Raw genomic sequence first — 12,660 nt, forward strand, 5'->3', positions numbered from 1 at the left:
ATCAGGTGTTCGTCATGACAACGGCATTGAATACAATGCAGCCTGCGCGCCTGGCAATATTTATTGCCCTCGCGCTTGCTGGTGTCTCTCCCATATTATATGCCAGTGAGACGTTTAATACGGAACTGGTAGAGCTGGATAATCCCGGAATGGGAAAAGCGGATTTATCTGCCTTTGAATCCGGCTCGCAGGCGCCCGGGACATACCACGTTGATATTATTCTTGACGATCGGCTGCTGGAAACGCGGGATATTCGTTTTATGGCAGTGAAGGATGCTAACGGCAGTGAAACGTTGCAGCCGTGCCTGAGTATCGGGCAGTTAAAAGCGTGGGGCGTGAAAACGGCGCTTTTCCCGCAGCTCGCCGCCGGGGAAAGTGAATGCGCCGATCTCAGGGCGATCCCACAGGCCAGCGCGGATTTTCAGTTTGGCGCCCAGCGTCTGGCGATTAGCATTCCACAGGCGGCTATAGACCTGCCAGCGAGAGGTTACGTTCCGCCGGATATGTGGGATGAAGGCATTACCGCGGCCATGCTCAACTACAGCCTGAGTGGGGCAAACAGCCGGGCAAGAAGCGGGGCAGGCACCCGCAGCGACAGCCAGTATGCAAACCTGCGGCCGGGGATCAACGTCGGTCCCTGGCGGTTACGCAACTACACCACCTGGTCCCGCGATGCGTCCGGCCAGGATAAGTGGGACAACGTCTATACCTTGATGCAGCGCGCGATTATTCCCCTGCAAGCCCAGCTTACGCTCGGAGACAGTTCCGCGCCTGCCGATGTCTTTGACAGCATGCCGTTTCGCGGTGTCCAGCTGGCGTCCGACGACGATATGCTGCCGGATTCCCTGAAAGGCTATGCGCCGGTGGTGCGCGGTATTGCGCGAACTAACGCGCAGGTCGTGGTGCGTCAGAATGGCTATCAAATCTACCAAAGCTATGTGGCACCGGGCGCGTTTGAGATCGCGGATATGTATCCCACCGGCGGCGCGGGCGATCTTGATGTCACGATCGTCGAAGCTGATGGTAGTGAGCAACATTTCACCCTGCCGTACGCTTCGCTGCCGGTCCTGCAACGGGAGGGGCGCCTGAAATATGCCCTTACCGCCGGGCAGTATCGCTCGTATAACCGTAGCGTGGAGAAAACCCCCTTCGGGCAATTGACCGGAATTTACGGCCTCCCTCACGGTATTACGCCCTATGGCGGCGTCCAGGGGGCAGATAAGTACCAGTCGGCGGCTCTGGGGGTGGGCAAGAATATGGGCGATCTCGGGGCTGTATCCGCAGACGTCACTCAGGGCTGGTCAACGCCGGAGCATGCCGCGAAAACAAACGGTCAGTCGTGGCGGGCCCGATACAGCAAGAATTTTATCAATACCGGGACCAACTTTTCGATTGCCGGGTATCGCTACTCGACCCGCGGCTATTACGGGATGCAGGACGTCCTCGATTCTTACGGCGACAGCAGCGCGCTTCATGACAGGCGACGTAACCGTGCCGAGCTGACGATGAGCCAGACGCTGGGGGACAACCTGGGCGCGCTTACCCTCAGTGCGGCGCGGGAAGATTACTGGAATGACGGTAAGTCGATGGCTTCGTGGAGCGTCGGCTATAGCAACTACTGGCACAACATCAGCTATGGCCTGACATGGACTTACAGCAAAAATGTCCGCTCAGCGTCAGAAACCCGCGACAGCCAAAAAAACGCTGACCATGACCAGCTTCTGGCGTTCAACGTCAGCATTCCGCTGGATAAATTTTTGCCGCAGACATGGGCTAACTATGGCATGAACGCCAGCGGGAATAACGGGACGACGCATAACGTCGGCCTGAACGGGGTAGCGCTCGAGAACCGTGCCCTGAGCTGGAACGTACAGCAGGGATACGGAACAGAGGGTGTGGGCTATACCGGCAATGTTAACGCGGACTACAAAGGCACCTATGGCGAAGTCACGGCAGGTTATGGTTATGACAAAAACAGTGAACGCCTGAATTACGGGCTGCAAGGCGGCATTCTCGCCCATGCTGATGGCATCACGCTTTCCCAGCCGCTGGGGGAGACCAGCGTCTTAATCAAAGCCCCTGGCGCCCACGACGTGGATATCCGCAATCAGCCCGGTGTACGGACAGATTTTCGCGGATATACGGTCGTGAGCAACCTTTCTGTCTACCGGAAAAACGATCTCACCCTCGACCCGGAAACGATGCCGGACGATGTCGAGCTGGAGATCAACACTCGCACGGTGACGCCGACGCGGGGAGCGGTGGTGAGAGCCGATTATCTGCCGAAGTCAGGTCGCCGGGTGCTGATGACCTTGATCGACAACGACCGCGCCGTTCCGTTTGGGGCGGTGGTCACCCTTGTAGGTGATGACAGCGGCAGTTTTATTGTCGGCGATCGCGGTCAGGTCTATTTAACCGGGATGCGCGAGCAGGGAACGTTAGTCGCTACATGGGGAAGTCAATCCAGTCAGCAATGCCGCGCTGATTTCACGCTGCCGAATCACTCAACGTACGGTGGGATCGCTGATATGCGCGCCACCTGCCGTCAGGAACGCTAACATGAAATGTCTTAACGCGATGCTGCTGCTCTGTTTGCTCGCGGCGGCAAATATGGCTCGTGCCGGTACCTGCACCACCATCACCCCGCAGCTTTCCACCCTGTCCGTGGGGACGATCAACGTGCAGCGCGATGCGCCTGTCGGCACGGTGGTATTTTCTGGCGCGGCGTCAGCCACAGGCTCCTATCTTACCGGGTGTACGAATCCGCTGATGCTGGGATTTAGCCTGCGCTACAACGGCGCCACGTTGAGCAGCTACGGCAACCATGTTTACAACACGAACGTCAGCGGGATAGGGATACGCTTTTCTTCCAACGGCTATTTTGAAAACCCGAGCAATACGTTCTCGTACAATGCGCAGACCTCCTATGTGGACTGGTACGGCGGGAGGATTGAGCTGGTGGTGACGGGGCCGGTCTCATCGGGGGCATTAACGCCGGGGACGATCGGCGTCGTGACGCTACAGGGAAGCGATGGCCTCTACCGTGACGGTCTGACCACGCAGCTCACCTCCGGCACCATCAATGCGCTGGCGTGCACGGTGAATACGGCCCAGCTGACGTTTCCGATAGGGGATATTCCCGCCTCGGCGTTCGGCTCCACGGTGGGCACCACGCCAGCGGGAGCACAGAACACGCAAAACCTGGGCCTGACCTGCGCCGCCGGAACCAATATTACGGTCTCGCTCAGTGGAATACAGAACCCGGACAGCGCCAATACCAGCGTGATGGCCTTAACCGGGCAGGGAAATGCCGGCACTGCGAAAGGGGTGGGGGTGCAGCTTATCTATAACGGTGCACCGCTGGTGATGAACAGCCGACTATTCTTGCGGCAGTCTGCCGGGGGGCAAGAGACGTTGCCATTAACGGCCCGATATTACCAGACGTTAACCCGCGTGGAGTCAGGTTCAGCGAATGCCTCCGCCACCCTTAATGTGACCTACCAGTAGCAGGTAAGAAGATGAAAATAAGATGCAGGACACTGCTGTTACTTGCCTTACTCAGCGGGAAGGTATGCTCCGCTGATAGCGTCAACATCGGTGTGACGGGAAATATCGTTGCGTCGCCGTGCATATTTAATGGCGGCAGCAACAGTCTCGATGTCAACCTGGGCAATATTCAGGCAACCAATATGGCGACGCCGGGCTCAACATCGGATCCGGTGCCTTTCAGTCTGCTGTTTACCCAGTGCCCAACGGGAACGCAGAGTGTGACCGTCGCTTTCACCGGCAGCCCCGATCCTGAGGCGGGCGCGGACTATTTTATGAACAGCGGTTCGGCCACGCATGTGGCGATAGCCATGCGCGATGCCCAAACCGGTACGCTCAAAGGAACAGGCTCCAGCATGACCCAGACCATTGCCGCGGACAGAACCGCGACATTGGCTATGCTGGCCTCGGTAAAATCCATGCCGGGAGGCGCCACGCCGGGAAGCATCAGCGCGGTTGTGGTAATGACGATACAGTACAACTAAATGCCGGTGATAAGCCTTTTTTAAAGACGTTGGTGTGAACTATGTTAAATATTCTGATTCAGGAAACGGATCTGTTTTTTCAGGCTGGGCTACAGAGCTTTTTCGACGATTTTTTTAAGCATAACTTTCATCGCTCCATCACATTTCACCTGGCGCTGACCAATGAAAACGTCAGCCAGGCCGATATTATTGTTCTTTCATTATGTCAGGGGGAAACGCTGACCTGTTTTCCGGAGTTACTGGCCCGGCAAAAAGGAATTGTGATAGGTCTCGTCGACGATGAGCTGCGTTTTTCGGCGCTGCCTTCCTGCTTTCAGGACATTATTTTTCTTCCGCGCCGGGCGTCGCTTGATCGTATTAGCGGCGTTCTGTTTATCGCGTGGTTCAGGACGCAATTACCAGGTTACACGTTGAATAAAAAGACCTGTTTCGACTGCCAGCATAAAGGATTATCCCGGCAACAGATTCGTATTATGGTCAATTTTTACCGGGGGCTGTCGGTGGTGCAGACCGCGAACGCGTTGAAGATGAGCGAAAAAACGGTCTTTACCCATAAATATATGATGATGCAGAAATTTAATCTGCGAAGCGATTACGAGCTGATCGTACTGTTGAGAAGGCTGATGGAGAAAAAGAGCCGTCCGAACCTGCTTCGCGATTACCTGGAAAATAATTATGCACAACAAATAGCCTAAAACGGCAGCGGATAGCGGGCCGGGCAGCGATAGCTACCCGGCAATGCATTTAAACATTAACCGCAGCGATCAACCGCGTCTTCATGGTCTGGTATGCGGAAGCCGCAAAATCCTCCGCCCAGCGCTGGTCCTCGATCGCCTCCAGCTGCACGGCGCAATACTTCGTTTCCGGCGTTCTGGAGATCGGGTCGAGATTATCCTGCGTCAGCTCATTACAGGCGCCAATCCACCACTGGTAGGTCATATAGATTGCTCCCGCATTGATGCGCTCGCTGATGCTGGCGCGCGTGATCACTTTACCCCGGCGTGAACGTACCCAGACCAGCTGGCCCTCGGCAATCCCCCGTTCATCCGCATCGGCCGGGTTCATTTGCACCCGGCCCGGCTCGTCGGCCAGGCTTTGCAGCGCCGCGCAGTTCCCGGTCATTGAGCGACAGGAGTAGTGACCCACTTCGCGCACCGTGCACAGTACCAGCGGGTAATCCGCATCCGGTGTCTCCGCCGGGGCGCGCCAGGGGGCGGCAAATAGCTGTCCTTTGCCAGTAGGGGTGTCGAACTGATTATCCTTGTACAGGTAGGGGGTGCCGGGATGATCGAGGGATGGGCAAGGCCACTGCACATGGCCCATCTCGCCCATTTTTTCGTAGGTCACGCCGTAGAAGAGGGGGCACAGCTCGCGCATTTCGTCCCAGATCTGCTGGTTATCCTCGTAATGCATGGGATAGCCCATCTCCGTGGCCAGCAGGCTGATGATCTCCCAGTCGCGCTTCACGTTGCCGCTGGCCTCAACGGCTTTGCCGAAACGCTGGAAGCCGCGATCGGCGCAGGTGAACACGCCGGCGTGTTCTCCCCATGAGGTAGCAGGGAGCAGCACGTCAGCCACCTCTGCCGTTTTGGTCATAAAGATGTCCTGAACCACCACAAAATCGAGCGCCTCAAAGCCGCGGCGGACCAGTCCCAGATCGGCTTCTGTCTGAAGCGGATCTTCCCCCATGATGTAATACGCTTTGATCTTTCCTTCCAGCGCGAGATGCGGCACTTCGGTGATACGCGTCCCGACGCGATCGTCCATCCGGTTGACATTGATTTTCCACGCATCGGCAAATTTCAGTCTGACCGCCGGGTCAGTGACGTCCTGGTAGCCGGGGAACATATTGGGCAGAACGCCCATATCGCAGGCACCCTGAACGTTATTTTGCCCGCGAACCGGACCCACGCCGACGGCAGGGCGGCCCAGGTTGCCGGTCAGCAGCGCCAGGCTGGAGAGACCTTTCACCACATCGACCGCCTGACCAAACTGCGTGACGCCCATCCCCCACATCACCGTTGCTGAAGGCGCCGCTGCGAACATGCGCATTGCCTGACGAACATCCCGCGCGCGGATCCCCGTCAGATGTTCAACCTGCTCGGGTGCGTAATCTTTTACCGTCAGCCGGTACGCCTCAAGCCCTTCGGTAAAGCGGGCAACGTAGTTTTTGTCGTACAGTTCCTCTTCCAGCAGGACATAGCCAAAGGCATTGACCAGCGCCATGTTACTGCCATTTTTTAGCTGAAGATGAAGATCGGCAATGCGTGCCGTTTCAATATGACGCGGATCGCAGACGATGATTTTAGCGCCATTTTCACGTGCTTTAAGCACGCGTCGGGCGACGATGGGGTGAGAGTCGGCGCAGTTATAGCCGAATACCAGCAGGCATTTTGAGTTTTCAATATCGTTAATGGAATTGCTCATGGCGCCGTTGCCGAGGGTCTCCTGTAAACCGGCAACGGACGGACCGTGACAGACGCGGGCGCAGCAGTCGACGTTGTTAGTATTCAGCACCGCTCGGGCAAATTTTTGCATCACATAGTTGGTCTCATTGCCCGTTCCCCGTGAGGAACCCGTAGTCATAATGGACCGAGGGCCATACTGTTCTTTGATGCTTTTAAGCCTGTGAGCGGTATAGCGAATGGCCTCTTCCCAGGTAACAGGGGTAAAGGCCTCGCCTTTGCTGTAGCGGATCATGGGCTGCGTCAGACGGGGGGTAAGCAGCCGTGTGTCGTTAAGAAAGTCCCAGCCGTAGAACCCTTTCAGGCAAAGCGTGCCCTGATTGGTTACGCCATCAGCGGCTTCGGCACGGATAATGCGGTTATTTTTTACGACGAGGTTTAGTTTGCAGCCTGCACCGCAGTAGGGGCAGACGCTGGCGATTTTTTTCATCAATAACAGACCTGTTAAGAAATGAAGCAATGTTTACTGGAAAGCCCAGTCCCTTAGCGGACTAAGCAGGATCCATGCCACATTCAGCGTTCTTGATTAACAGGGCGTTTGTGGAGAGAGGGTGTGTCATCGTCAGTATGTTCGTCACAATTGACGATGACACGCTATCCGCAGGGATGGGGGAGGCGTTAAAGATCGTCCATGGTGTAACCGACGACAATTTCCAGCGTCTTGCGGATCACATCCGCCTTAACGACATCGTCGGTGGATTCCAGCGTCTGGATTAGCCAGAGAATGATCGCTTTGTTGGTCAAATGACCTTCGGAAGCAAGAACACAACGAACCGCAGTCGAAAAAATGGCAGACTCTTCAGCAAAGCGATCGCCTGCGTGACGGAAATACTCCGACAACGCGCTATCTAAAAAGGCGGAGTGGTATTCGGGTTGAAGCTGAATATTTTGTCTCATTTGTTCTCACCGTAGCTGTAAAGTTGTAGTCAATGTATCTTTTTAGGATCGGACGGTTTTCCATTTCCAAATAACGGCACTACATTGTCTCGGTTATTTTTGAGAGATCCCTCTCTCTGTATTCGTCCTTGTGCGGTTCTGCGACCTTTAAAAGCGACCGTGCCAGAGCTGATTTCAGCTATCACTCGCGCTAATGTCTCCCGCCGCTGGGGATCCGTTTCATATGCTTGCATGTTACGCAGACGCTGAACCAATCCCTCGGTCGTCACGGGACCGCGCTCCTTCAAAAGTGAAAGAGCGGCTTCTCCAATAAGCTTGTCGATCAGTCTGTCCGCATCACTGCTGTTCATGACATTAACGTTCGAAGAGCAGGCCAAGAAGCATGTGATAATGATGTTCCTCTTCCGGGCCATTGGCCTTTTCAAGGCGACTCAACAGTTTTGTGCAGAGCGATTTGCGATTCAGATTTCGCCCGTCGCTAAGGATTTCAACAACAACCTGACCCAATGTTTCCTGTTGGGTTGGAAGCGCGGCTTTTTCGAAATACTGCGCAATCGCTGTTGCCGAGTCTGCGAGGTGTCCGTTCTGCTGCATGTTTCGCTCCTGTAAATTTTCGTAATCAGTAACGTTACATTTAAGGTATACATAATTTTCAAATCTGTACATTTAAAATGTACAATTTTTTAAATATTTTATAATATATTTTATAAAATCATTATTTATCAGACGCTTATTCTTATACGATTTACTGCGGGATTCACAAGATATATTGTACAATCCGAAGCGGCGTCGCAGAGTTGTACAAGCCCGTAAATGACGCAAAAAAGCCATGTAAATCGTTGAGATGTAAATTATTTGTTGGGCAATTAATGTGCTATAACAGAGTTTTCCCCACGTGTTTTCGTGGTCACCCCTTCAATCTTCAGGATTAGCATGCTCACAACCATCATTTACCGCAGTCATATCTGCGAGGACGTTCCAGTGAAAGCGCTGGAAGACATGGTCGCTGCTGCAAATTGTAGAAATCGCCAGTTCGATGTGACGGGGATTTTGCTGTTTAACGGCACACACTTTTTTCAGTTACTTGAAGGGCCCGCTGATAACGTTAAGGAGATCTATGAGCTCATCTGCCGTGACCCACGGCATCACAACGTGGTCGAATTGTTAAGCGATCACGGGCCTTCAAGACGTTTTGGCAACGTGGGTATGGAGCTCTTTGACCTTCGTCAGTACGATACCGACGAAGTGCTGCAACAGGTTCTTGATAAAGGCACAACCCGCTATCAGCTGACCTATAACGATCGCGCCCTGCAATTTTTCCGCACCTTCGTTGAGGCCACTGAAAAAGCCAACTACTTTGAGCTGCCTCCGGCTGACGCCTGGGAGTTTGTCACCGAAAACACGCCGTTATCCTCCCAGCCGACAGTAGTGGCAAAGGGCGCGGACTGTAGTTTCGCATTTCAACCTATCGTCGATCCGTTTATGCAGCAGGTAGTTTCCTGGGAAGCCCTGATCCGCACGCCGTCCGGTGAGTCCCCGGAAAGCTATTTTGCCAACCTGTCGCGTGAGGCGCTGTACGAATCGGATCTGAAGAGTAAACAGGTGGCTTTGTCGATGGCCAGCGCGCTGGGCCTACAGACTCAAACGTTGTCCATTAATCTGCTGCCGATGACGCTGGTCAATGTTCCTGGCGCCGTCGATTTTTTACTGACGGCAATTGAGGCGAACGGTTTTGTGCCGGAGCAAATTGTGGTCGAGTTCACCGAGAGCGAGGCGATCTCGCGCTTCGAAGAGTTCACCAGCGCGGTCAGACAGCTTAAAAGCGCCGGGATCAGCGTGGCCATCGATCACTTTGGCGCGGGATTCGCCGGTCTGCAACTGCTGGCCCAGTTTCAGCCGGACAGAATCAAGATCAACCGTGATTTGATTGCCAACGTGCACAAGAGCGGCCCGCGTCAGGCGATCATTCAGTCAATTATTAAATGCTGCGCGTCCCTGGAAATTCTGTTCTGTGCGGTAGGCGTAGAGTTGGCTGAAGAGTGGATGTGGCTGGAATCTGCCGGGATTTCTCAGTTCCAGGGGCACCTTTTCGCCAGCCCGCGCCTGGGGGGCATACCGGCGATTGCCTGGCCCGAGAAAAAGTACGATTTATAAAAACCTGTACGTAACTCTTAAAAGTGACCTGTACGTACGGCTAAATTTATACAACAATACATTAACGAGTGAGTGGTTCGTTGAGCCATTCACTTGTCTCAGAACGAGGAGTTAGTTATACAAATGATTTGTACAATCTGATAAGGTTGGTTTGGTTAGGTATGGAAGTATTGTGCGTGAGGGAGTTAATGGCCTATTACAGTATCGGCGAAGTGGCCGAACGATGCGGTATCAACCCCGTTACGCTGCGTGCCTGGCAGCGCCGTTATGGATTGTTGAAGCCGCAGCGAAGCGAAGGGGGTCATCGTCAGTTTGACGATGAAGATATCCTGCGTATCGAAGAGATCAAACGCCTGATGAAAACGGGTGTTTCGGTCGGTAAAGTAAAAGCGCTTCTTGAAAATACAGAAGTAATGACTCAGGGGAACTGGGCATCTTTTCAGGAAGAGATGTTAACCGTTCTGCGCTATGCCAGTCCGGCAAAACTGCGCGCCAAAATCGGCGAGTTCCGCCGTGACCATGCGATGGATGTTCTGATAGATAACATCATCACCCCTGTGCGGCAGCGAATGAACCAGGACCAGAATACGGTGCGTCACATGGCGAGCCTGCTGGACGGTGTCCTGATTGAGTTTGCCGTTGCAAGCCTGGGTGAGTCGCGAAAAAAAGCAGGTAAGGATGCGCTGCTTATTGGGTGGGAGTGCGACGACCGTACGCATTTGTGGCTGGAAGCGGCCCGTCTTGCCTACAAAGGCTGGCATATCGACGTGCTGGCTGAGCCGATTGATTCTCCACGTCCTGAACTCTTCCCCGGGCAAAAAATCTTCGTCTGGACCGGTAAAGCGCCTACGCCTCGTCAGCAGGAGCAGCTCGACCACTGGCGTGAACAGGGTTTCGCCGTTTCGTTCCATCACTGATGTTAAGGGGTCCGTCAGGGCCTTTTTGTCTTTTCGAGTCAGCTTTCTTATTGGAAGATAGCTATCTCAAAAATAGGTATTTCCAATACAATTTTTATCATTGCCCGTCACCTTACCGCCTTTCTTATGAAATGCATTATTTATCAATACATTGAACAAATCTAACCATCCCATCCGCATCCCGTCACAGGGTCTATGCTTAATGAAAGTAGCCAAAAAGGGCGGTTTAGCCCAAAGCCCCTGCTCGCAGGGGGTTGAAGTGATAATCGTTATCACTAACATGGTGTTATGCCCTGGTGGCTTATCAGATGAGGTGGACCTATGGAACTGCATTCAGAAACCTTCAATCCGGCCGATTTTGCCTGGCGTGGCTTAACGCTGACGCCCGCGGCGGCGGCGCATATTCATGAGCTGGTGGCAAAAAATCCCGACATCCTCGGCGTACGCTTAGGCGTTAAGCAGACTGGCTGCGCGGGATTTGGCTACGTGCTGGATACCGTAACCGAACCTGAAAAGGACGATCTGGTCTTTGAAACCGACGGTGCAAAGTTATACGTCGCGCTACAGGCGATGCCGTTTATCGATGGAACCGAAGTCGACTACGTTCGGGAAGGTTTAAACCAGTTATTCAAATTTCATAACCCGAAAGCCCAGAACGAATGCGGCTGCGGCGAAAGCTTTGGGGTATAGGCGGTACTATGTCTCGTAATACTGAAGCAACGAGTGATGTAAACACCTGGAGCGGCGGACACCTCAACTATAAAGAGGGTTTCTTTACGCAGCTGCAAACCGATGAGCTGGCGAAAGGCATCAACGAAGAGGTCGTGCGCGCCATTTCGGCGAAACGTAACGAGCCGGAGTGGATGCTGGAGTTTCGCCTGAGCGCATTCCGCGCGTGGCTGGAGATGGAAGAACCCCACTGGCTGAAAGCGCATTACGATAAGCTGAACTATCAGGATTACAGTTACTACTCTGCGCCCTCCTGCGGCAGCTGTGATGACACCTGCGCCTCGCAACCTGGTGCTGTTCAGCAAACCGGCGCGGAGAACAGCTTCCTGAGCAAAGAAGTTGAAGAAGCGTTTAATCAGCTCGGCGTGCCCGTGCGCGAAGGCAAAGAGGTGGCGGTAGACGCCATATTTGACTCCGTCTCGGTGGCAACCACCTACCGTGAAAAACTGGCGGAGCAGGGGATCATTTTCTGTTCCTTTGGTGAAGCCATTCACGATCACCCGGAGCTGGTGAAAAAGTACATTGGTACCGTGGTGCCGAGTAACGATAACTTCTTCGCGGCACTGAATGCGGCGGTGGCGTCAGACGGTACCTTTATCTACGTGCCGAAAGGCGTGCGCTGCCCGATGGAGCTCTCGACCTATTTCCGCATCAATGCGGAAAAAACCGGCCAGTTTGAACGCACCATCCTGGTGGCCGATGAAGGCAGCTACGTCAGCTATATCGAAGGCTGTTCGGCGCCGGTGCGCGACAGCTACCAGCTGCACGCGGCAGTGGTGGAGGTGATCATCCATAAAGATGCGGAAGTGAAGTACTCTACGGTACAGAACTGGTTCCCGGGCGACGGCAACACCGGTGGTATTCTGAACTTCGTCACCAAGCGTGCGCTGTGCGAAGGCGAAAACAGCAAAATGTCCTGGACGCAGTCAGAAACCGGCTCCGCCATTACCTGGAAATACCCGAGCTGTATTCTGCGCGGCGACAACTCCATCGGTGAGTTTTACTCCGTGGCGCTGACCAGCGGTCATCAGCAGGCCGATACCGGCACCAAGATGATCCACATCGGTAAAAACACCAAATCGACCATCATCTCCAAAGGGATCTCTGCCGGTCACAGCCAGAACAGCTATCGCGGGCTGGTGAAAATCATGCCGACGGCTACCAACGCGCGTAACTTCACCCAGTGTGACTCCATGCTGATTGGCGCGGACTGCGGGGCGCATACCTTCCCGTATGTCGAATGCCGCAATAACAGCGCCCAGCTTGAGCATGAGGCAACTACGTCACGTATTGGTGAAGATCAGCTTTTCTACTGCCTGCAACGCGGGATCAGTGAAGAAGATGCGATTTCAATGATCGTTAACGGCTTCTGTAAGGACGTGTTCTCTGAACTGCCGCTGGAATTTGCCGTTGAAGCCCAGAAACTCCTCGCCATTAGTCTTGAACACAGCGTCGGTTAAGGAAAGC

The 12,660-nt window shown here is 54.1% G+C and carries 12 protein-coding genes; 8 read left to right on the forward strand and 4 right to left on the reverse strand.

Features of this window, described 5'->3' with window-relative positions:
- Window positions 1–14: 14 nt before the first annotated feature.
- From O1721_RS13650 to O1721_RS13665, 4 genes are read left to right on the forward strand one after another with little or no spacing between them, the layout of a single operon-like run.
- Entirely contained in the window at window positions 15–2,558 is a 2,544-nt protein-coding gene (locus O1721_RS13650) for a fimbria/pilus outer membrane usher protein (RefSeq protein ID WP_032648083.1), read from the forward strand.
- Between the two features lies 1 nt (window position 2,559).
- Window positions 2,560–3,507, forward strand: a complete 948-nt coding sequence (locus O1721_RS13655) for a fimbrial protein (protein ID WP_032648084.1) — start codon at window positions 2,560–2,562, stop codon at window positions 3,505–3,507.
- 11 nt (window positions 3,508–3,518) lie between these two features.
- On the forward strand, window positions 3,519–4,031 hold the full coding sequence (locus O1721_RS13660; protein ID WP_032648086.1) for a fimbrial protein: 513 nt from the start codon (window positions 3,519–3,521) through the stop codon (window positions 4,029–4,031).
- Between the two features lie 41 nt (window positions 4,032–4,072).
- Window positions 4,073–4,726, forward strand: a complete 654-nt coding sequence (locus O1721_RS13665) for a helix-turn-helix transcriptional regulator (protein WP_032103715.1) — start codon at window positions 4,073–4,075, stop codon at window positions 4,724–4,726.
- Between the two features lie 49 nt (window positions 4,727–4,775).
- Here the strand turns inward: O1721_RS13665 and fdhF are convergent, their stop codons facing one another.
- The 4 genes from fdhF to ycgZ form a co-directional block, all read right to left on the reverse strand.
- A complete protein-coding gene (fdhF, locus tag O1721_RS13670) occupies window positions 4,776–6,926 on the reverse strand; it encodes a formate dehydrogenase subunit alpha (protein WP_032648089.1) in 2,151 nt (716 codons plus the stop codon).
- 188 nt (window positions 6,927–7,114) lie between these two features.
- A complete protein-coding gene (locus tag O1721_RS13675; protein ID WP_003857748.1) occupies window positions 7,115–7,393 on the reverse strand; it encodes a biofilm/acid-resistance regulator YmgB/AriR in 279 nt (92 codons plus the stop codon).
- A 29-nt stretch (window positions 7,394–7,422) separates the two neighbouring features.
- Window positions 7,423–7,743 (reverse strand): hypothetical protein, encoded by a 321-nt coding sequence (locus O1721_RS13680; protein ID WP_032648090.1) that lies wholly within the window; start codon window positions 7,741–7,743, stop codon window positions 7,423–7,425.
- A gap of 4 nt (window positions 7,744–7,747) precedes the next feature.
- A complete protein-coding gene (ycgZ, locus tag O1721_RS13685; protein WP_017384632.1) occupies window positions 7,748–7,987 on the reverse strand; it encodes a regulatory protein YcgZ in 240 nt (79 codons plus the stop codon).
- A 339-nt stretch (window positions 7,988–8,326) separates the two neighbouring features.
- On the opposite strand from ycgZ, the gene O1721_RS13690 reads away from it, so the two are divergent.
- From O1721_RS13690 to sufB, 4 genes are all read left to right on the forward strand, one after another.
- Entirely contained in the window at window positions 8,327–9,547 is a 1,221-nt protein-coding gene (locus O1721_RS13690) for a diguanylate phosphodiesterase (protein WP_015570710.1), read from the forward strand.
- A gap of 188 nt (window positions 9,548–9,735) precedes the next feature.
- Window positions 9,736–10,464 carry a MerR family transcriptional regulator gene (locus tag O1721_RS13695; protein WP_015570709.1) on the forward strand — a complete coding sequence of 243 codons (729 nt, stop codon included), beginning with the start codon at window positions 9,736–9,738 and terminating at the stop codon, window positions 10,462–10,464.
- 321 nt (window positions 10,465–10,785) lie between these two features.
- Complete coding sequence (gene sufA, locus O1721_RS13700) at window positions 10,786–11,154, forward strand: Fe-S cluster assembly scaffold SufA (protein WP_003857741.1); 369 nt, start codon at window positions 10,786–10,788, stop codon at window positions 11,152–11,154.
- A gap of 8 nt (window positions 11,155–11,162) precedes the next feature.
- Entirely contained in the window at window positions 11,163–12,653 is a 1,491-nt protein-coding gene (gene sufB, locus O1721_RS13705; RefSeq protein WP_003857739.1) for a Fe-S cluster assembly protein SufB, read from the forward strand.
- Window positions 12,654–12,660 lie beyond the last annotated feature (7 nt).

This window comes from Enterobacter cloacae complex sp. HYC033_NIDB, from assembly GCF_056673335.1.